This window comes from Streptococcus mitis SK564 (assembly GCF_000148525.1).
Classification (GTDB): Bacteria; Bacillota; Bacilli; order Lactobacillales; family Streptococcaceae; genus Streptococcus; species Streptococcus mitis_H.
On sequence record NZ_AEDU01000023.1, the window covers coordinates 49,769 to 71,912 of the forward strand.

The window sequence follows — 22,144 nt, forward strand, 5'->3', positions numbered from 1 at the left end:
TGACATTATAGTGAAAAAGCCTTAAAATAAGCTGTTATTAAAATCAGCTAGAAGAGGTATTTTATGAAAAAGCAATCACTCTTTTTTGTTCCAGGTATTATCCTGATTGGTGTTTCCTTACGGACTCCTTTTACTGTTTTACCCATTATTTTGGGAGATATTTCGCAAGGTCTGGGGGTAGAAGTTAGTTCGCTTGGTGTCTTGACCAGCCTGCCTCTCCTTATGTTTACCCTCTTTTCACCATTTTCTACCCGACTGGCTCAGAAAATCGGCTTGGAGCATCTCTTCACCTACAGCCTCTTCTTCTTGACCATTGGCTCACTTATTCGACTAATCAATCTGCCCCTGCTCTATCTAGGAACCTTGATGGTTGGGGCAAGTATCGCAGTCATCAATGTGCTGCTTCCTAGTCTTATCCAAGCCAATCAACCAAAGAAGATTAGTTTTCTGACCACCTTATATGTAACCTCTATGGGGATTGCAACGGCTCTGGCCTCCTATCTGGCTGTGCCTATTACACAGGCCAGTTCTTGGAAAGGACTTATCATCCTCCTCACCCTGCTCTGCCTAGCAACTTTTTTGCTCTGGCTCCCAAATCACCGCTATAATCACAGACTGGCTCCGCAAACCAAACAAAAAAGCAAAACAAAGGTCATGCATAATAAACAGGTCTGGGCAGTGATTGTCTTTGCCGGTTTTCAATCCTTGCTCTTTTACACCGCTATGACCTGGCTACCTACCATGGCCATCCATGCAGGCCTATCCAGTCACGAAGCTGGCTTGCTGACTTCTATCTTCTCTCTGATTAGCATTCCTTTTTCAATGACCATCCCAAGCCTGACAACAAGCTTGTCAACTCGCAACCGTCAGCTCATGCTCACTTTGGTCTCACTAGCTGGCGTGGTCGGCATTTCCATGCTCTTTTTCCCAATCAATCATTTCATTTACTGGCTTGCCATCCATCTCCTCATCGGAACCGCAACCAGCGCCCTCTTCCCTTATCTCATGGTCAACTTTTCACTCAAGACAAGCGCTCCTGAAAAGACAGCCCAATTGTCCGGCCTATCTCAAACAGGAGGCTATATCCTAGCAGCCTTTGGGCCAACCCTCTTTGGTTACAGTTTTGACCTTTTCCACTCTTGGGTACCAGCTGTAGCTGCCCTCTTGCTCGTCGATATTCTGATGACTGTAGCCCTCTTTACAGTAGACAGAGCTGATAAAATTCTCTAAACTTCTAGTTTTTCCTAGAAGTTTTTTTATATATAAAAATTTTACACATTTCTCTTGACAGGGCTTTCTTTTAGATGTACAATATATGTGTAGAAAAATTATATATAAAAATCCTACACATTAGAAAAGGAGGTTTCCCATGTACTTTCCAACATCCTCTGCCTTGATTGAATTTCTCATCTTGGCCGTACTGGAAAAAGGGGATTCTTATGGTTATGAGATTAGCCAAACCATTAAGCTGATCGCTAATATCAAAGAATCCACACTCTATCCCATTCTCAAAAAATTGGAAGGCAATAGCTTTCTGACAACCTATTCTAGAGAGTTCCAAGGTCGCATGCGCAAATACTACTCCTTGACAAATGGTGGTATAGAACAGCTCTTGACCCTAAAAGATGAATGGGCACTCTATACAGACACCATCAATGGCATCATAGAAGGGAGTATCCGCCATGACAAGAACTGAATACCTGACTCAGCTAGAACTCTATCTCAAGAAACTACCTGAAGCTGACCGTATCGAAGCCATGGACTATTTCAGAGAGCTCTTTGACGATGCTGGAGTCGAAGGAGAAGAAGAACTCATCGCTAGTTTGGGAACTCCCAAAGAAGCAGCCCACGAGGTTCTCTCCAATCTTCTCGATAAAAAAATCAATGAAGCACCTGCTCAAAAAAATAACCGACAAATTTTACATATCGCCTTGTTAGCCCTCCTTGCAGCACCCATCGGTATTCCTCTGGGAATCGCCATCCTAGTGACCCTGTTCGCAATCCTTGTGGCAGCCTTGACTGTCATCTTGGCTTTCTTTGCGGTTTCCATACTTGGTATCATCGGCGGATTCCTATTTTTAGTTGAAAGTTTCACTGTCCTAGCCCAAGCCAAATCAGCCTTTATCTTGATTTTCGGTTCTGGTTTACTAGCCATCGGTGCTTCTTCGCTAGTTTTACTAGGCATTTCCTATGTAGCTCGCTTCTTCGGTCTACTCATTGTTCGCTTGGTGCAATTTGTTCTTAAAAAAGGAAAGAGAGGTGACCAGCATGCGTAAATTGACAAAAGGATTTCTCATTTTTGGTGTGGTGACTACCGTTATCGGCTTTATCCTGCTCTTTGTAGGTATCCAATCTGATGGGATTAAGAGCCTACTTTCCATGTCCAAAGAACCTGTCTATGATAGCCGTACGGAAGAGCTAACCTTTGGCAAGGAAGTCGAAAACCTAGAAATTACTCTCCACCAACACGCGCTGACCATCACAGACTCTTTCGATGATCAAATCCACATTTCCTATCATCCATCACTTTCTGCTCACCATGATCTTATCACCAATCAGAACGATAGAACTCTGAGTCTCACTGATAAGAAACTATCTGAAAGTCCATTTATCTCTTCTGGAATTGATGGGATTCTCCATATTGTAAGTAGTTCATCTAATCGTTTTAATGATGTCATCATCGGACTACCGAAAGGGAGAACTCTAAAAGGGATCAACATCTCAGCCAATCGCGGACAAACCACCATCATAAATGCTAGCCTTGAAAATGCGACCCTCAATACAAACGGCTATATCCTCCGAATTGAAGGAAGTCGTATCAAAAACAGTAAACTCACAACTCCCAATATCGTCAATATCTTTGATACAGACCTTACAGATAGTCAGCTAGAGTCAACAGAACATCACTTCCACGCTGAAAATATCCAAGTCCATGGTAAGGTTGAACTGACTGCCAAAGATTATCTCCGAATCATCCTAGACCAGAAAGAGAGCCAACGAATTAATTGGGATGTCTCAAGTAACTATGGGTCTATCTTCCAATTCACAAGAGAAGAGCCTGAATCAAGAGGTACGGAATTAAGCAACCCTTACAAAACTGAAAAAACCGATGTCAAGGATCAACTCATTGCGAGATCTGATGATGATATTGAGCTAATATCCACACCAAGCAGACGTTGACAAAAGCGCTTACATCTGCTACTATAGAAGCATATTTATCTAACCAAAAGGAGGTTCTACCATGAAACAAGAATGGTTTGAAAGTAATGATTTTGTAAAAACAACAAGCAAGAACAAGCCTGAAGAGCAAGCTCAAGAGGTTGCAGACAAGACTGAAGAAATGATAGCTGATCTCGATACACCAATTGAAAAAAATACTCAAGTAGAGGAGGAAGTCTCTCAAGCTGCAGTCGAATTGGAAAGCCAGCAAGAAGAAAAAATTGAAACTCCTGAAGACGGTGAAGCGAGAACAGAAATAGAAGAAAAGAAGGCATCTAATTCTACTGAAGAAGAGCCAGACCTTCCTAAAGAAACAGAAAAAGTCACTATGGCTGAAGAAAGCCAAGAAGCTCTTCCTCAGCAAAAAACAACCATGAAAGAGCCGCTTCTTCTCAGTAAATCCTTAGAAAGTCCCTATATCCCCGACCAAGCTCCAAAATCGACGGATAAATGGAAAGAGCAAGTGCTTGATTTTTGGTCTTGGCTAGTGGAAGCAATCAAATCTCCTACAAGCAAGCTTGAAACAAGTAGCACACACAGCTACACAGCCTTTCTCTTGCTCATTCTATTTTCTGCGTCTTCCTTTTTCTTTAGTATCTACCACATCAAACATGCTTACTATGGACATATAGCAACTATAAACAGCCACTTCCCTGAGCAACTAGCACCTTTAACTCTCTTTTCTATCATCTCTATCCTAGTAGCGACAACACTCTTCTTCTTTTCATTCCTCTTGGGTAGTTTCGTCGTGAGACGATTTATCTACCAAGAAAAGGACTGGACGCTGGAAAAGGTTCTCCAACAATATAGTCAACTCTTGGCAATTCCAATCTTCCTAACTGCTATTGCTAGTTTCTTTGCCTTCTTTGACAGCCTACGATTTTCAGCCCTCTTGTGTGTGATTAGCATTGGAATCATTCTGCTCGCTAGCCTCCATATCATTACGAGACCTAGTCAAGCAAGTGAAACCGACTCCTTCTATCAGTTATTCTTATCTGTCCTTGTGAACGGAGTCATTATCCTCCTCTTCTTTGTAGCTGAAGTGGCACTGATTGGAGATTACCTTCGTATCTTGGCCCTTCTTTAAACTTCATACTCTTCGAAAATCTCTTCAAACCACGTCAGCTTCGCCTTACCGTAGATATATGTTCCTGACTTTGTCAGTCTTATCTACAACCTCAAAACAGTGTTTTGAGCAGCCTGCGGCTAGCTTCCTAGTTTGCTCTTTGATTTTCATTGAGTAGCAATCCTGTCTTTCATGGCAGGATTTTTCTATGCCAAAAAAGCAAGTCGATTGACCTGCTTCTGCTTTACTTTTCTTGTGCTAATGCTTTAAAATATTTGTCTAAGATGGGTTGCACTTCTAATTGATTGGCATCTAGTTGGTGGTAAGATGCTGATGGTAGTGACTCTAGGAATTTTGCATAGTCCAAGCGGGCAATGGCTTCATAGTCTTCTGGTTTAGAGCCATCTCCTGTAATTTGAACCAAGTCAATCTCCCACTGCACTTCCTTATCCACCAATTGCTCCATATAGACTGCAGGAACAAACGGTTCTCTCGGCAAAATAGTCTTGACTCCTTGAGCCAGATGGTAAACGCCATGCACTTTTCCTTCTCCATCCTGATAGAAGGAAACTCTTGCAAAGTAGGCGTCTGTCTCTTGAACCGCACGCACACACGCTTCAAATTGAGCCAAGCCGTCTTCCTCTAAAAAGCTTTTTAAGTCCTCATGACTAAAGAAAACAGGATTAAAAATTCCTTGGCAAATCGTAAAACGGGCTGCAGTGTCTGTCAGATAGGCTTGAATACTTGCTTGGAAATAAGCTTCAAAGTCAAAGCCATCTAGTCCTTCAATATCAGTCCCTGTATAAGCAAGCAGGGCATCTAAAAATGCTTTGATAATCTGCCAGTCTGTCTTTGTTAGTAGCTCAGGAAGATCGACACGGTAAGCCTTTTGACCATCAGCATAACTAACCTTAAAAAGAAATTGTGATTGCCCCACTATCGCACACTCGATATACTCAAGACGGTTAAGAGGCTGACGAAGATAGACTGCATCATAACTATGCGACTCCAAACCATCTACCAAGGCCAAGATTGACTTGGCAGTCAAAATCTCCTGTTCTCCTAAAACGCTCTGTTTATTTGGAATAAAAAATGTTTTCGCCATAACTGGACTCATTTGAAATCGTTTACATACAGTATACCTTATTTTTCTGAAAGATACAGAAACAAACTTTAGATTTTTGAGTACAAAGCATAGAAAAACAGCCCCTGAGGACTGTTTGATATTATACAGTAACTGCTTGATCCAAGATTTCACCAATAGCGGCTAGGCGCTCGACAACTTCTGCTTGTGTCAATTCATTTTCTAAAACATAGCGGTTACGCGGGTGAACACGGCACTCGTGTGAGCATCCACGAAGGTACTTGTCTTCATTTTCTTCTGATGTCAAGATACGACGGTTACAGAATGGATTTCCACAGTTGACATAACGTTCACATGGTGTTCCGTCAAACCAGTCTTTCCCTACGATGGTTGGGTTGACATGGTTGACATCAACGGCGATACGCTCGTCAAAGACGTACATTTTCCCATCCCAAAGTTCACCTTGGACTTCTGGGTCTTTACCGTAAGTTGCAATTCCTCCGTGCAATTGGCCGACATCTTTGTAGCCTTCACGGACCATCCAACCTGAGAATTTCTCACAGCGAACGCCACCTGTACAATAAACTACGACACGTTTGTCCATGAATTTTTCCTTGTTGTCACGGACCCATTGTGGTAACTCACGGAAGTTGCGGATGTCTGGGCGGATAGCTCCACGGAAATGTCCTAGGTCATACTCATAGTCGTTACGTGTGTCAAGGACAACGGTATCTTCGTCAAGAAGAGCTTCCTTAAACTCTTTTGGAGACAAGTAAGCACCTGTTGTTTCAAGTGGGTTGATGTCGTTGTCAAAGTCGTTGTCTTCCAAACCAAGGTGGACAATCTCTTTCTTGTAGCGAACAAACATCTTCTTGAAGGCTTGTTCACTTTCTTCGTCAATCTTGAACCAGAGGTCTTCCATGCCTGGGAGGCTGTGAACGTAGTCCATGTATTTTTGAGTTGTTTCATAATCCCCTGAAACTGTTCCGTTAATGCCCTCGTCAGCGACTAGGATACGGCCTTTAAGGCCGATTGATTTACAGAAAGCCAAGTGGTCTGCAGCAAATTGCTCTGCATTTTCAATTGGAGTGTAAAGGTAGTAAAGTAAGACACGAATATCTTTTGCCATAAGATTTGTTCTCTTTTCTATTCTTAAATTTTCAGAATTTTTCATCTAACTATACTAGTATACCTGCTTGAGAAAACGAATGCAATTTATTTGACTGGAAATTGTAGAAGGTGGCCTGTCCCTGCACTTCATCAGTAACCATAGCGAATAGCAGATAATTCTCTCAATTTTTTGATCTGCCTAGCTTGACTTTCTGAAAAACTTAGCTTGTTATCAATCAATACGCGCGCAAGGTCAACGTTCATTTGACTCAAAATAAATGGAGTAGAGGTCCCATCGTCCTCTAATCGTCTTTTATAAATCACTAACTGATTTTTCAAAGGAGCAAGTTGAGGCGTATCCTTTATATCTTCCAATAGATGATTTATGATAGTCATGGCTTCACAACGTCTTTCACTTCCTCCTGCAAACCATTTTAATGGTGTCATTCTTATTTTCATCCTTAAATTGAAAAACTATCATTCCTAACTCTCGCGTCAGTATTTAACCAAACACCCTCTGTAAAAAAGTCAGCAAAAATGGTAATGTCGCGAAAATATTATTAATCACATGCACCGCATAGGAAGGATAAATGCTCTTGGTATAGCGGGTCAAACTAGCAAAGATGATGCCAGATGTTGCAAAGACGAAGATATCTAACAAACTAGGCAGGCTTGAAAAATGAGGAAGAGCAAATAAAATTGACGGAAGAAGCAAATCAAGGCCAAATCTCGAATGCTTAAAAAAGGCGTGTTGCAGTAATCCTCTATAGATTAGCTCTTCCATAAGTGGAGTCAGAAAGAACAAAGTTATATAGATACCTAGCTCAGCAAAGTTGGTCCCACTATAACCGATCAATACAGCCCAACCTTCAGCAGTTGACTGAACATGTTTAGCTGTCTGAACGTTAAAAGAGATCTGGAGCACTACCACTAGTACTGTCAAAATCGAATACCAAAGCCATTTTTTTCTTGGAATGTGAAAGAGATAACCATGACCTGTCTTAACCAGAATCCAAATCATGACTCCGCTAAATAGCAAACTCAAGAGATTTTGAATCCAGACGAAATTTCCAATCTGGGAAGAAAATTGCCAATAATTTTGGACAATAAGCGTCAGCTGAGAAAGGCCAAATACGAAAAATAAGTAAGAGAAGATAGCAATCATCTTGAATAGAATCTGATACTTTTTCATAGAAACTCTCCTTTGTAAACTCGGAACATCTCTAATATAAGCCATATTCCCCCAAATCCTTACTCAAAATCCTAAATAGTGCTTGAGATTTCCTGAATAGTTAAATAGGGATAAGAAAAACATGGATATCTATGCCCTTGTTTCAAAAAATCACTGCCTCCCCTAGAGAACTAAGGAAGGCAGTGATCACATTTTTAGGAATTAGGAATGAATACACGAAATCAATTGATCTTATGATTTTTTGTTTTTCAAGAATTCATCGTATTGTTTTTGCATTTCATTCAATACTTTATCGTAAGCACCTTCAGATTTCAATTTTTCCATCAATTCTGGAATAGCTTTGTCTGGGTCTACAGTACCAGTGTTGATAGCTGTATCGAATTGTTGCATTGTGTTAGAGATAGCTGAGATTTCAGATTTCACACTGTCAGTGTTAAAGATGAATCCAAGCGCTGGAGATTCTTTAGCTTCAGCCAATTGTTTCTTAGAATCTGCGATTTGTTGGTCTGTAACGTTTTCGTTGATGTAAAGAATCCAGTTGTTACCAGTATTCCATCCACCCATGTGAGTGTTTCCTTTGTAGCCATCAAGGACACGAACACGGTTTTCTTTACCTGAAATTTTTTCCCAGTTCTTGCCTTCTGGACCATAAACAAGACCGTTCAAGAGTTCTGGGTTAGTATTCAAGAGATTCAACACTTCCATTGATTTTTCTTTGTTCTTAGAGTTATTTGAGATGACAAAGTTAGCAACTTGTGTTGTTTGGTTTTTCTTGATGAAGTTAGTGATTGGTTTGATTTGGATATCTTTGTTGGCAACACGTGAAAGCAAGCTGTTACCATAGTCAGCTGGTCCTACTGTTTCTTCACGAACGAACCAAGTATCTTGTTGAAGGTCGAATGAAGTATCGCTTGTTGCTACGTCTTTTGGAATGTATCCAGCTTCATAGAATTTGTGAAGAGTCTTCAAGTGTTCTTTGAAACGAGGTACTTCGTAACGGTTTACGATCTTAGTAGTGTCTCCTTCAAGGTCGATAACGAATGGAAGTCCGTTTGGAACTGGATAGTCAAAGTTATCAGATGGGATGAAGTTCTTAGTAACCGCAAATGGCACTACATCTGGAGCTTTTTCTTTGATTTGTTTCAAGACTGGCTCAAGTGTTTCGTATGAAGTGACACCTGAAATATCGATACCGTATTTAGCAAGAAGTGTTCCGTTGAAGGCGAAGTTTTGAGATGATGCAACGTTGGCTGCAACTGGAACTGCGTAAATTTTACCGTTAATGCTGTTACCTTTGATGTAGGCTGGGTCAAGTGCTTTGTAAAGCTCTGCCCCTTCTTTCTTATACAAGTCAGTCAAGTCAGCATAAGCACCTTTTTGAGCATTTACAACATAGTTAGATGCAAAGGCGATATCATAGTTTTCACCAGATGATGTGATAACTGACATTTTCTTATCATAGTCACCCCATCCAAGATATTGGATATCCAATTTAGCACCAACTTTTTCTCCGATGATTTTGTTAGCATTTTCTAGCAATTCATCCAAGTTATCTGGTTTGTCACCGATTTGGTACATTTTGATAACAGGTTTTTCACCTGAAGCTGAGTCAGCAGCTTTTTTGTTACCTGAAAGGTTTCCACAAGCAGCAAGACCAGCAGCCAAAGCGACTACGCTAGCAGATGCAAAAGCATATTTTTTCCAGTTTTTCATGACAAAAACTCCTTTTTTATTTTTAAACTTATAAACAATGTAATGATCTTAACTTCACGCAAGGGAAGTTTGGAAATGAGAAATGATTTTTCTCAACAAGCACTATTCTTTCACGCCACCGATAGTCAAACCTTTTACAAAGTAGCGTTGGAAGAATGGATATAGAATCGCGATTGGAAGGGTTGCGACCACAACCATGGCCATACGTCCTGTTTCTTTTGGAAGAGCAACTCCCAGTTGACCAGATAGGCCGACTGCTTTGGCGATGTAGTCCATATTCTGTTGGATTTGCATAAGCAAATATTGCAATGGATACAAGTTGTCACTCTTGATATAAAGAAGGGCGTTGAACCAGTCATTCCAGAAACCAAGTGCTGTCAAAAGCGTGATGGTTGCGATACCTGGTAGTGACAATGGCAAACAGATTTGGAAGAAGATCCGGGCCTCACTAGCACCATCGATACGAGCAGATTCAAGAATGGCTTCTGGAATGGTCTTCTTAAAGAAGGAACGCATCAAGATGATGTTAAATGGTGAGAGAAGCATTGGAACAATCAAGGCCCAAACTGTATCACCAAGTTGAAGTAAACGAGTGACCACGATATAGCCCGGTACCAAACCAGCGTTGAACAACATACTAAGAAGGGCAAAAATCGTAAAGAATCTGCGGTACTTAAAGGTTGTCCGTGAGATGGCGTAGGCATAGGTTGTTGTGATAAAAACGTTTGTGATAGTCCCCACCACTGTTACAAAGACTGAGATGAAGAGGGCTTGGAGAATTTTATCCTTAAACTGTGCCAAGAACTCAAAACCGTCTAATCCAAATTGAGATGGGAAGAAGCTATATCCATTTTGGAGGATACTCTTTTCATCTGTCACCGAGATAACGATAACGAATACAAAGGGTAGGATACAAGAGAGGGCGATCAAACCAGAAATGGTACTGAAGAAGATATCTGCTTTCTTACTGAAGGAGTGAATGCCGACATTATCAATTTTTTCTTTTTTAATTTTCTTTTCTGCCATATTCTCCTCCTTTCTAGAACAAGGCTGAGTTTGGATCAACTCGTCTTGCAAGTAAGTTTGATAGGATAACCAAAAGCAAACCGACTACTGATTGGTAGAGACCTGCCGCTGAAGCCATCCCGATATCCGCTGTCTGGGTCAAACCATTATAAACATATACGTCCAAGACGTTGGTTACGTTATAAAGCTGACCAGCATTGTGGGGGATTTGGTAGAAAAGACCGAAGTCTGCACGGAAGATATTTCCAACTGCAAGGATGGTTAATACAGTTACCAATGGTGTCAACTGCGGAATGGTTACATTGCGAATTCGTTGCCATTTGCTGGCTCCGTCTACTGTCGCTGCTTCGTAGTAGGTTGGATCAATTCCCATGATTGTCGCATAGTACATGACACTGCTATATCCAAAGCCTTTCCAAATACCTAGGAAAAGTAGGAGATATGGCCAGATACCCAAGTCAGCGTAGAAATTGATTTCCTTCATTCCGATAGATTCTAGGAAATGGTTGAACACCCCTTTATCAATGTTTAGGAAGGCATCTGTAAAGAAACTGATGATAACCCAAGACAAGAAGTAAGGGAACAACATAGAAGTTTGGAAGATCTTAACCATTCTCTTAGAACGGAGTTCACTGAGGATGATGGCAATCCCTACAGATACAATCAAACCAATAAAGATAAAGCCGAGATTGTAGAGGACAGTATTTCGTGTGATAATAAAGGCATCTTTTGAACTAAACAAGAATCTGAAATTATCGAGTCCGACCCATTTACTATTCATGATACTATCTATGAAACCATTACTGGTCATGTGGTAATCTTTAAAGGCAACCACGTTCCCAAATACTGGAATGTAGAAGAATAGAATCAACCAGAGTGCCCCTGGCAAAACCATCAAGAGAAAGATCCAGTTATCTCTCAATGTTTTTGAAAACTTATTCATAATTTCCTCCCTTTTTTATTTTGATATCCATCTAAAAATTCCTTTTTAGACTTTTGATAACGATTACATTATTAGTATACTCCTATTTGCAGGTTAGGTTAAACTACTAATTATAGAAAAAACTCCACAAATTATTTTATGTGGATTACTTTTGAAGAAAGGAATGTTTCACGAGAAACACTCTGAACAAGGGACACTGTTCTTGTTTCTAAGTTGTATAAATGGTTGAAGCTGTCGCAATAGTATGCCACTGGTTGGCTGTTGTAGCTGCGAAGTCCTTGTCTGCGTAGAAGTCCGTAAATGGTAAGATTTCCACTTCTAGCTCGTCGATGCGGTCAATCTGACCAGATAGATAAGCCTCGATACGACTTTCTGCTCGCTTGATGCGTTGCAAGAGTCCGCCCATACGGATGTCAACTGTATCCAAACCAAAGACCTTGTTTTCCTTCAACCATTGATGGCTAAAGAGCTTGTGGAAGTTTTCAACCTCACTTCTGAGTTTTGGCAATTCTTCTCTGGCAATTTGTTTCAAGCTGTCTTTGTCATCCGCTTGATAGGCTTGGCGAATGCGTCGTCCTACATCCACTTTACTGCTTAAAATAGCATTCAACTGGGCCTGAGTTTCAAAGAGATAGGCATAGTTGCCAGCTTTTTCTTTAATGTCAGCAAGAATCTCGGCTGCCTGAGCGAAGTGCGGTTTGTCCTGTTCAGGTGTCATGTGCTGGTCAAGAATTGGACAGAGAACATCCTGATAAAAGACATAGCGGTTAGGGTTGATGCCACTGAGATTACCTGGTAAATCTGGCAAGAGGTTGGCAAGGTCAATCTGCATAAAATCTTCAACCGATAGACCTGTATTGGTCTGGAAGTGGGCAGACAAACGGTCTAGGTCATTGCGGTAGCTGAGTTCTGCCCAGATTTGTAAGCTTGGTAGGATAGAGAACTGGGCAGTTTCCCCACCATTATCCCCCCAACCCGTTACAATGACTTCTTTGATGTCATTGGAACGACAGGCTTTATTGGCTTCAAGAGCGATGAGACGGCTAAAATGGTTGTTGGGTGTGAAACCAATCCACTTCCAAGCACCACCTGCAAAGGCAAGGTCATGACTAATCTTGTGGTGGTTGCGGAAGTTGCGATTGTATTTTTCCTCGCTATCCTGATAATAGTCCCAGTAAACCAAAGTCACTCGGTCTTTGAGACGGTCTAGGTAGACACGAGTTTCTTCTGGAATTTCCACATCACGGTCGTACTGGCCATCTGCTGACATAAGTTTAAAGAACATATCGCTCCACATCTGGCAGTGGAAACCATATTTGTCAGCAATATCCAGCACGCGCTCCAAGTGTTGGCACATGAGAAGACTACGATCCACAACACCGTTCAGAATCAAGTAGCGTCCCAAACCAACCAAGTGGGCTTCGTCCATGCCGATATTGACCTTGCGAGTTTGTAGTTTAGACAGAGTGGCAAACATGCCATCAATCAGGTCATAAACCTTTTCTTCGCCGATAAGGAGGATATCCTCCACATCACGGAGCTCCTGCACTTCTTTAACACCCCATTTGACAAAGGCTGACAAGTGGGCCAAGGTCTGAATGCAAGGCACAAAGGTCATGTCAAACTGTTGGGCATAGGCTTCGATTTCCTGCAATTCCTCAGCTGAGTAGGCTCCACGGAAATAGCCAAAATAAGGTTGCCCTTCAATCTGATAGGTGTCTTCCATGTAGAGCTCAAAGGTTGAGTAGCCCATGAGAGCCAAGACCTCAATCATCTGCTTGGCAGAGGCTACATTCAGCACCGCATTTCGCGAACAGTCTGCCATGTAAGCTAGATCCTCGTAAGCCGCCTGCTCCTCAATCTCTACTTTGTCACCTTCTGCTAGGGATGTTGCCAACAAGGACAAGGCGCGATAGAGTTGGTGGGGTTTGTCATAAGTCAGGTTATAGTGTCCACTTTCACCCTTAATAGAGATAGAGGCTTGGTCAGACTGAGCGACTGCCACTTCCACATCTGGTAAAGAGATATGCTTTGTCAGCAAGTCGATAGCCTGAGTTTGTTTGGGACTAAGTCCTGTAAATCTTACCATTGATTTTCCTCCTGTAGCCAGTTGACAAGGGCACCGTAGAGATTGGCATCTGCGTGATAGGTGCAGGCTTGAATAACAGGTGCAATCGTGTATTCTTCGTAGGTATCGACAAAGTCATCGACAGCTTTTTTGACCCCTGATATAAAATCCGGGTTTTGGCTGATAGAGCCTCCCAGACTGATGACATCTGGATCGATGAGATACTGAATATTGAGCAAGCCTTGCGCCAGATTACGGTTCATGCGCTCAATAGCTTCTTGGCAAAGAGCATTTCCTGCTTCGGCCTCTTGGTAAATCTTGCGACCGTCCCAGTCAGTCTGACCAGATTTTTCAATCACGTATCGCACCATATTACAAGTTGACGCTAGTTGCGACCAGTTGTTGAGCTTTTCAGCAGGGGCAAGGGTTGTCATATAGCCAAATTCTCCACCCAGACCGTGGCGACCTCGATGAAGTCTGCCATTGATAATCATAGCTCCGCCAATCCCTGTCCCAATCACGACACAGGCTGCATTTTCAAGTTCTGGATGAGCTAGCAATTCACTAAGTCCAACGCAGTTGGCATCATTTTCCAGATGGACAGGAATCTGATAAGAGCTAAGCGCCTCATACCAAGAAAATCCGTGAATGTAGGGCACCGCACTGAAGCCATCAATCACACCTGTCTCTTGATTGACCGCGCCTGGAACGCTCATAGCAATCCCACTGTAATCCTGCTCTGACAAACGTTGATCTAGCCAAGCTAGTAAGTCCTCCAAGCTTTCAGGCGTTGGAATGCTTGTCTTATTCAGTATTTTCCCATCAGGAGTCAGACTGGCAAACTTAATCCCAGTCCCTCCGATATCAATCGTTGCAATGATCATTGTTTTTACCATAAAAAGGGGCGAATCAGCAATTAATTCTTACCTTTTCGCCCCTCCTTTCTCTTTATGTTTACTTGTTGAAATTAAATTTCTTCTTTTTTGATGAATTCTGTACGAATCTCTTGTGGTGAAATGAGTCCTCTATGAACTGGGTATGGTTGTTCAAGTAGGTCAAGGAAGAGATGTTGACTTTCCGGTACACGTACATTTTCACTACACATATTGTAGTAACGAAGGACATAGCCTTCTTCATTTTCAGCTACCTTAAAGGCTGTTGGACAGATTTGCGGTATGCTGAGAACGGAATGGCTCAAGAGACTACCAGTCGCAGCCACGCTTCCTTCTTGTTTAGCAAGCTGAAGGCTGGTAAACGGTGTCTGCAAGGCTTTAGCTCGACGATAAGCTGAGAAGCGTTCTTGGGCTTGGTGGCACTCAAGCGCAAACTCGACTTCAAATTCACGCAAGCATTGTGCTTCTGGTGTTGGGAAGTAGCCCCAGTCACCTAGCTCACCTGATGCACGCAAAATAGTCACTGCAATGGTGTCGTCTCCAAGGATTTCGTATTCATTCAATCCCTTGTTGGATACAGTCACTCCTTTTTCATCGTCATACAGACTGACAAAGGCTTGTTGGTGTTGAGGATTTTCAGGATTTTCCCATGAAGCAGCTGGTTTGTTTGGTCGTGTCACCACCTCATAGATGCTCTCTGAGTCATTGCTTGGACGCGTGTTATGAGTCTTGATCAAGAGACGGATACGGTGGTCTTTGGCAGTGTTGGTAAAGCGAGTCTTGCAACGGATTTGTGGATTGTCAACAAAGACAGTCAACTCAGTTTCAAGAGGAATGCTTGTCAATTCTTCTGACCGTCCAGCCTCACGCTTCATAAACTCGATAATGCCTTTTTGCTCTTCTTCTAGCTTTTCATCTGCACTGACAGGCACGGTCAATTCATGTTTGAGCAAAATCTTAGCGTAGCGAGCTGTGTTTTCCAAGACCTCGTAGCCCTTAAGCTCTGCATAGATTGGCTCTGTTCCTTTTGGTTGGAAATAGATATACTCATTTCCGATGTCACCACGGTCTTCGAAGCGGATAAAGTCTTCATAGGCTTCGTGAGTTGTCTTGTCATAGACTGTGATATTGTCATCCACACTCACCGTTACAAATGGCGTATCAATCACTCCGTTTTGGTAAATGCCTTCACGGTGTTCTTGCTCTCCTTCCAGCAATTGGAAGGTTGTCCAAGAAAGTGGCGCTAGGTGAACTGGAATGGTCACGCGCACTTGTCGAGCAATACGAGCTTGGCGGAACTTATCTTTTGGTAAATCATACTCAAAATTAGCCCCAAGATCCTCGATTTTAACCTCTACAGGACGCCCATCCAAATCCTCCACACGGTAACTTGGCAAGGTAAGAGCAGCCATCTTCTTGTAGCCTTCCGTTGGGTGTAATTCCTTGAAATCACAAGTCGCCACATCAATCACTGTGCTGACAGTATCAACCTTATCATGCAAGCCTGTGTTAATGACAGTAAAGAGATAATCACTTTGAGCCTTAGCCGTAGCAATTTTACCCTTCCACTCATTAAGAAGATTGGTCTTAACAAAGTTTCCGACTTGGTTGACCTTGGCAAAACGCGTTTCCATCTCGCGGTGAACTTCGTCCACGCTACAGCCACAGATACTATCATGCGGCGCATTCTGCAAAAGTGTTTTCCAAGCATAGGTCAACTGGTCCTTGTGGTTGTGGCCCCCAGTGATAATCGTCAAGGGTTCTACAACTTGCTCTAGGAGGTTGCTATTTTCTTGGAAGGCTTGTTTGAGATAAATACGAGATGAAGAAGTGTTGGCAAGTGTGTACCAACCATCTGTTTCCTGACTGGTCAACTCACCTGTAACCGTTGATAATTGCTCTGGTAGGGCACTTTCCACGGCTTGGACATATTCATCAAAAGAACTATGAACAAAGGTTACATCTGGGAAGAGTTCATTTGCCACACGAATGGCTTCGCTCAGATTTTTCTGAACAGGCTGATGGTCACAGCCGTTCATCATCAACCACTGGTTGGTCGAAGCATAGTCACGCACGTCTGCCAGTTTTTGTTTCCAGAAGGTCAAGGCCTCGTCTTTATCAACTGGAATTTCATTCCCATTACTGTACCAGTTGGCAAAGAGAATCCCGAGGACACGACTTCCGTCCGCACCCTGCCAGTACATTTCTGAAAACTGGGAAGTAAACTGCTCATCTTCGAGGACTTGGTTGTCAAATCCAATCGGCTTCACACCACGACCAAAAGCTGCCACATGAATGCCTGATTTTTGAAGAATTTGAGGCGCTTGTCCCATATTTCCAAAGGTATCTGGGAAGTAACCAATTTGAGTAGATTTGCCCCATTTTGCACATTCTGCTTGACCAATCAAGGTATTGCGGACATTGGCTTCACTTGAAATCAAGTAGTCATCCTGCAAAATGTAAAAGGGACCAATTTTAAGTTTGCCTTGGTCGATGTATCGTTGGACTTTGTCGCGATTTTCAGGGCGAATCTCCAAGTAGTCATCAAGGACAATGGTTTGACCATCCAAGTGGAAGCTCTTGAACTCAGAGTCATTTTCAAAGAGATCGAAGAGATTGTCAAATAATTCCACCAACTGCATACGGTGGCTTTCAAAAGGCAAGTACCACTCACGATCCCAGTGACTATGTGAGATAATATGTACGACAACATTTTCCATGAAGTAAAACCTCATTCTAAATTTAAATTTTTATTGTTAACGTTTTAAATGTAAATTTGTGATTCTTTCCAAGAATCAGTGAAGCGAAGGCGAGCTCCTTATACTCAATGAAAATCAAAGAGCAAACTAGGAAGCTAGCCGCAGGCTGTACTTGAGTACGGCAAGGCGAAGCTGACGTGGTTTGAAGAGATTTTCGAAGAGTATTAGCGGATATCCAAGTAATCCAAGACTAATTCACAGAACATCATATTAGCCCAAGAGAACCATTCGCGAGAGTAGAGAGTTGGGTCGTCCACGTGGAAGCTTTCGTGCATGACACCTGTCCCCCCATCGCAAGCAACCAGCTGATCCAGCAAGAATTTCTTCTCTGCCTTATCTCTTGTTGTCAAGCCTTGGATAGAAAGGGCGATTGGCCAGATATAGCGATAGAAGGTATGAGAACTTCCGAGACCGCTAGCGTATTCTCCTTGGTAGAAGTATGGATTTTCAGGGCTCAGAATGGTACGACGAGTTGCTTGATAGACTTCGTCGTCAATATCGCAGTAGCCCAGATAAGGTGCAGCCAACAAACTTGGTACGTTTGGATCATCCATGATGCTGGCATTTCCTAGACCATCCACTTCAAAGGCATAAATCTTTTCACCCTTGCTGTTGCTTGTGTAGGCGTAGTTTTCAATTCCTTCTTGGATTTCAGACTGGAGGCGCTTAGCATCAGCAATAATGCTCTCGCTATCAGCTAGGTCCAATTCTGCAAAGATTTCTTGCACATAACCCAAGACTACTACAGCAAACATATTGGACGGAATCAAGTAACTATACTGACAGCAATCATCGCTCGGACGAAAGGCTGACCAAGTCATACCTGTCACTGCAAAATCAGGTCCAAAGCCATCATTTAGCAAGGTGTCTTCCTTACGATCGGTATCACGAACAAAACGATAAGGAGAGTTGGTGTGGTCTTGTTCCACCGTCCAAAGATGGAGAATTTCCTTAGTCGCTGCGACAAAAGTCTCATCAAACTGACTAGTATCGCCAGTCTCTTTCCAGAGGAGATAAGCCAGCTGCAAAGGATAGCAAAGCGAGTCCACCTCATACTTGCGCTCCCAAATCCAGCCATTAAGGTCTGTGTGGTCAGTTTCGTGGTGCCCCTTCCAGTTTTCCTCTATGTTGAAGGAGTTGGCATATGGATCCTTGAGTACCAAGGTCATCTGACGTTTGACCAAACCTGCAATGGTCTGACGCAGGAGGGCATCTCTTTTAGCCACATGCAGGTAGGGTCTGAGTTGAGCTGTCGAATCCCGAAGCCACATAGCAGGAATATCCCCAGTCAAGACAAAGGTTGAACCATCTTCTAGGATTTCAACCGTATTGTCCAAGGTATCTGTATAGCAACGCTCGAAAACATCCACCCACTCTGGATGGTCCTTAGCCCGCTCTGCCACTTCATCTAGCCACTCTCTAACAATTTCTTTTGAATAAATCATCGTGCAGTATCCTCTTTCAAACAAGTTTCATTTTCAGTATATAGCTTTTGAGACAGAAAATACATACACAAATGATAGTCATTTTTCTACAAAATAGTTATCTTTAAAACTCCTTTTCTAAAGGTTATCTTTTTCTGATATAATGTAGAAAAACAGCTAAAGGAAAGACTATGAAACCACTACTTGAAAGCATCGATACCCGATTTGGAACTGCCAGCAAACATGCCTTCTCTCGGGGAAATACCCTGCCATACACAGGCGTTCCTTTTGGGATGAATTACTTTGTGCCCCAGACCAGTGACCAGGAGGGAGCTTGGTTTTTCGATCCGCATCTGCCCATCTTTCAGGGAATTCGATTGACCCATCAGCCCAGTCCTTGGATTGGCGACTACTCTTGGCTCCTTCTGACACCTGCCACAGGCCAGCTAGGTGGAGACAGCCTCTTTCACCGCCAGTCTTCTTATGATATCGAAAAAGCCTCTTTCCAACCTCATTATCTGAAGATTTTCTCCCTGCGCTATCAGATTGAAACCCAGCTCACACCGACTTGCTACGGTGCTTCTATTCTTTTGGAGCAAAAGCAAGGCAAAGCACTCTCCCTCTATCTTCACGCAGCAGATGAACTGACCGTGGAGCAAGTAGATAAGCGAACTCTTGCCCTGCGACAAGAAGGTAAAACTGAAACCAACAAAAATCCACTAACGATGTTCACTGCCCTGCAAATGAATACGGATATTCTTGCTATCAGCCAAGAAGGCGAAGACTGGCGAATTGACCTAGAAGATAGTCATGCCGAAATTCAGCTAGCGACTTCTTTCATCTCTCACTCTCAGGCTCTGCTTAATCTACCTCAAGAAGATTTTGATAACTGTAAAGCAAATGCCCAAGCGGATTGGGAAAATCTCCTCCATCGTTTTGACATTATAGAAACAGGAGAGGCTGACCGAACCTTCTTTGATCACTGTCTCTACAGACTCTTCCTCTTCCCACAGACTTTTTATGAGGTTAATAAATCTGGGCAAGACATCCACATAGATTTGGCTACTGGAACTGTCAAGCCTGGTGTCCTCTTCAGCAACAATGGTTTCTGGGATACCTTCCGCACCACCTTCCCCCTCTTTGCCCTTATCATACCGGAGCACTATCACCGCTTTTTAGAAGGCTTTCTCAATAGCTATCGCGATACTGGATTCCTTCCAAAATGGTTGGCTCCAGATGAACGGGGTATGATGCCAGGTACCCTTTTAGACGGCATTATCGCAGATAGCGCCTGCAAGGACATGGCTCCTGACCTAGAAGAAGAACTCCTCCAAGCCATGCTTGAAACAGCCACCAAGTCCGACCCTCTCGGCATCAATGGTCGCCACGGACTAGCCCAATACCAAGAACTGGGCTACCTCTCTACCGACCACCACGAAAGTGTTAGCCATACCCTAGACTACGCCTATAGTGACTTTTGTATCGCCAGCTGTGCCAAAAAACTAGGGAAAATAAAAATCGCTGAAAACTACAAAGCTGCGTCACAAAATTACCGCCATCTATTTGATGTTGAGACAGGTTACATGCGAGCGCGAGACAATCAAGGCAACTTCCGCCCTGACTTCTCTCCTTATAGTTGGGGACGTGATTATGCCGAATGTTCAGCTATCCAAGCAACTTTAGGCGTTCTCCACGACATCCCAGACTTAATCCAACTTATGGGTGGAAAAGAAACCTTCAGCAACTATCTTTTGAAAACCTGTCAAGATGCTCCCCTCTTTGAGACAATAGGCTATGGTTACGAGATTCACGAAATGAGCGAGATGGCTACTGCTCCTTTTGGACAACTCGCCATTTCTAACCAGCCGAGCTTCCACATTCCTTATCTATTCCGCTACAGCGATTACCCTGACTACACTGCCCTTCTTATCAAGACCTTACGTCAGAAAGCCTTTCACCCAAGCTGGCAAGCCTATCCTGGCGATGAAGACAATGGCAGTCTCTCAGCCTGGTACATCTGGTCAGCTCTCGGTTTTTATCCGACCTGTCCAGGAAAACCAAGCTATGATCTCGGAATCCCTCTCTTTAACCACCTCCGTATCTACCTTGCTAAAGAAGGTAAATGGCTAGATATTCATACTGAGCAAAACCACAACCATTTTAACTTTGTCAAAGAATGCCGACTGGACACAACTCTAGTATCAACTATTCAACACCAAGACCTCCTAAAAGCTGAACAACTAACTTTCACCCTCAGCTGGTTACCAAGTCAGCCGTCCACTTCCTGAAATGCAAAAATCTCCTAGCAGACTTTCCTGCTAGGAGATTTTCTTATGAGAGGTACTTGCTTAAGCTTTGAAAATCGGATTTATCATCTGATGTTTATCAAACAATCTACCAATTAAGCTTCTTCGTCTTCTTTACGACGACGGCCTGCAAGACCAAGACCAAGTAATGCACTTGCGGCAGCTGCTACCATAGCTACAGTAGAATCTGCTGTACCTGTATTTGGCAATTCTTTAGCTGCTTTACGCGCGTTTGTTGCTGCTTCTTGGCTAGCATTAGCTGCTGCTTGAGTTGTAGCTGGAGCTACAGCTGGTGTTTGAGCAGCTTGATCGTTAGCTGGAGTTGCATGATCAGTTGATGAAGCAACTTTCGCCATGAAGTCTTCGATACGTTTAACCATTGCATCCACTTCTGCTTGACTTGCGTCTGCATTAGCAAATACTTTCTTAGCATCTGCTGATAATGCATTCGCTTCTTTTGCAGTTTCTGCATCAAACTTAGTTGATTCTTTGATGATCAATTCATCTAATTGATGGATAGCACCTTCTAACTTAGCTTTATCCACTTTTGCGTCAGTGTTAGTAGCTCCGTTATTGCCTCCACCATTTGATGGTACATATGGACGTTGTTTAAAGATATCTTTAGCTACGATTGTGTAAACTTTACCATCTTTAGTAATTACAGTTGCGTTTCCTGCTTTGTCGAAGATAACTTCTACTACATCAGCATTTGCTCCTTTAATCTTAGCTTTTGCAGCTTCTTTTTCTGCATCTGTTAAGTTATTGAAGTCTGCTACTGTTTCTTTTTCGAAGTCAACGTTGATGTTTTCACCATTGTTCTTAGCTGCAACATCTTTAGCATCTTTAACTAATTGAGCTGCTGGAATTGTTGCTGTCTTACCTTCTGGAGTTGTTACTGTCGCATTTCCGTTTTCGTCTACTACTACAGTTGATCCTGGGTTGACTGCTTTAATTGATTCTTTAACTTTTTCAATTTCATCAGCTGTTAATTTAGCTTTATCTCCAACTAACACTCTAGTTGCTGGTGTATTTACACCATTTTGTTGAGTTGGATCAGTTAATTTATCTTCTGGAATTACTAAGTCAAGTTCTGGGATTACTAATACTGTTCCATCACCTTTAGTAACGATTACATCACCTTTATCATTTACTACTACAGTTGATCCTGGGTTTACATCCTCTACTGCTTTCTTAACTTTTGCTTTTTCTTCATCTGTTAAGTTAGCTGGATCTTTAACTACTGTCTTAGTTGCTGGTGTATTTGCTCCATTTCCTGCATTTGCTTTACCTGCGTCTGATGCTGACTTAGTTAAGTCTGTTGCTGGAATTGTTGCTGTTTTG

General features: G+C 42.6%; 18 protein-coding genes. 6 read left to right on the top strand and 12 right to left on the bottom strand.

Going from position 1 to position 22,144, the window contains the following annotated elements:
* Nucleotides 1-63 precede the first annotated feature (63 nt).
* The 5 genes from SMSK564_RS10465 (at nt 64) to SMSK564_RS10485 (ending at nt 4,306) form a co-directional block, all read left to right on the top strand.
* Nucleotides 64-1,230, top strand: coding sequence for a CynX/NimT family MFS transporter (locus SMSK564_RS10465; RefSeq protein WP_000744888.1), 1,167 nt, complete (start codon nt 64-66; stop codon nt 1,228-1,230).
* A gap of 139 nt (nt 1,231-1,369) precedes the next feature.
* Nucleotides 1,370-1,696: a PadR family transcriptional regulator gene (locus SMSK564_RS10470; protein WP_000273854.1), complete on the top strand. Its 327-nt coding sequence runs from the start codon at nt 1,370-1,372 to the stop codon at nt 1,694-1,696.
* Nucleotides 1,683-2,276: a DUF1700 domain-containing protein gene (locus SMSK564_RS10475; RefSeq protein ID WP_000198690.1), complete on the top strand. Its 594-nt coding sequence runs from the start codon at nt 1,683-1,685 to the stop codon at nt 2,274-2,276. Before SMSK564_RS10470 ends, SMSK564_RS10475 begins: the two co-directional genes overlap by 14 nt.
* Entirely contained in the window at nt 2,269-3,180 is a 912-nt protein-coding gene (locus SMSK564_RS10480) for a DUF4097 domain-containing protein (RefSeq protein ID WP_001229061.1), read from the top strand. The genes SMSK564_RS10475 and SMSK564_RS10480 overlap by 8 nt, the downstream gene beginning before the upstream one ends.
* 61 nt (nt 3,181-3,241) lie before the next feature.
* Complete coding sequence (locus SMSK564_RS10485) at nt 3,242-4,306, top strand: DUF6574 domain-containing protein (protein WP_000808468.1); 1,065 nt, start codon at nt 3,242-3,244, stop codon at nt 4,304-4,306.
* Between the two features lie 223 nt (nt 4,307-4,529).
* On the opposite strand, the gene SMSK564_RS10490 is transcribed toward SMSK564_RS10485, so the two are convergent.
* The 11 genes from SMSK564_RS10490 to SMSK564_RS10540 all read right to left on the bottom strand — a co-directional run bounded on the left by SMSK564_RS10490 (nt 4,530) and on the right by SMSK564_RS10540 (nt 18,518).
* Nucleotides 4,530-5,390, bottom strand: coding sequence for a DUF4299 family protein (locus SMSK564_RS10490; RefSeq protein ID WP_001140376.1), 861 nt, complete (start codon nt 5,388-5,390; stop codon nt 4,530-4,532).
* Between the two features lie 121 nt (nt 5,391-5,511).
* Nucleotides 5,512-6,498, bottom strand: a complete 987-nt coding sequence (gene trhO / locus SMSK564_RS10495) for an oxygen-dependent tRNA uridine(34) hydroxylase TrhO (protein ID WP_001030019.1) — start codon at nt 6,496-6,498, stop codon at nt 5,512-5,514.
* A 131-nt stretch (nt 6,499-6,629) separates the two neighbouring features.
* A complete protein-coding gene (locus SMSK564_RS10500) occupies nt 6,630-6,926 on the bottom strand; it encodes a bacteriocin immunity family protein (protein ID WP_000188111.1) in 297 nt (98 codons plus the stop codon).
* A 55-nt stretch (nt 6,927-6,981) separates the two neighbouring features.
* On the bottom strand, nt 6,982-7,671 hold the full coding sequence (locus tag SMSK564_RS10505) for a CPBP family intramembrane glutamic endopeptidase (RefSeq protein ID WP_000760507.1): 690 nt from the start codon (nt 7,669-7,671) through the stop codon (nt 6,982-6,984).
* Between the two features lie 231 nt (nt 7,672-7,902).
* Nucleotides 7,903-9,384: an ABC transporter substrate-binding protein gene (locus tag SMSK564_RS10510; RefSeq protein ID WP_000800384.1), complete on the bottom strand. Its 1,482-nt coding sequence runs from the start codon at nt 9,382-9,384 to the stop codon at nt 7,903-7,905.
* A 102-nt stretch (nt 9,385-9,486) separates the two neighbouring features.
* Nucleotides 9,487-10,410: a carbohydrate ABC transporter permease gene (locus SMSK564_RS10515; protein WP_000818351.1), complete on the bottom strand. Its 924-nt coding sequence runs from the start codon at nt 10,408-10,410 to the stop codon at nt 9,487-9,489.
* A 13-nt stretch (nt 10,411-10,423) separates the two neighbouring features.
* Complete coding sequence (locus SMSK564_RS10520; protein ID WP_001032151.1) at nt 10,424-11,353, bottom strand: ABC transporter permease; 930 nt, start codon at nt 11,351-11,353, stop codon at nt 10,424-10,426.
* 208 nt (nt 11,354-11,561) lie between these two features.
* Complete coding sequence (locus SMSK564_RS10525; RefSeq protein ID WP_000251380.1) at nt 11,562-13,442, bottom strand: N-acetyl-beta-D-glucosaminidase; 1,881 nt, start codon at nt 13,440-13,442, stop codon at nt 11,562-11,564.
* Nucleotides 13,436-14,305, bottom strand: a complete 870-nt coding sequence (locus tag SMSK564_RS10530; protein ID WP_000582506.1) for an ROK family protein — start codon at nt 14,303-14,305, stop codon at nt 13,436-13,438. Before SMSK564_RS10530 ends, SMSK564_RS10525 begins: the two co-directional genes overlap by 7 nt.
* A gap of 83 nt (nt 14,306-14,388) precedes the next feature.
* A complete protein-coding gene (locus SMSK564_RS10535; RefSeq protein WP_000432796.1) occupies nt 14,389-17,034 on the bottom strand; it encodes an alpha-mannosidase in 2,646 nt (881 codons plus the stop codon).
* A gap of 203 nt (nt 17,035-17,237) precedes the next feature.
* Complete coding sequence (locus tag SMSK564_RS10540) at nt 17,238-18,518, bottom strand: glycoside hydrolase family 125 protein (protein WP_000640503.1); 1,281 nt, start codon at nt 18,516-18,518, stop codon at nt 17,238-17,240.
* A 170-nt stretch (nt 18,519-18,688) separates the two neighbouring features.
* Here SMSK564_RS10540 and SMSK564_RS10545 point away from each other — a divergent pair, with 170 nt between their 5' ends.
* On the top strand, nt 18,689-20,785 hold the full coding sequence (locus SMSK564_RS10545) for a GH92 family glycosyl hydrolase (protein ID WP_000803387.1): 2,097 nt from the start codon (nt 18,689-18,691) through the stop codon (nt 20,783-20,785).
* Between the two features lie 113 nt (nt 20,786-20,898).
* On the opposite strand, the gene SMSK564_RS13770 is transcribed toward SMSK564_RS10545, so the two are convergent.
* On the bottom strand, nt 20,899-22,144 hold a 1,246-nt coding region (locus tag SMSK564_RS13770; protein ID WP_000618721.1), incomplete at its 5' end, for a MiiA motif-containing surface protein.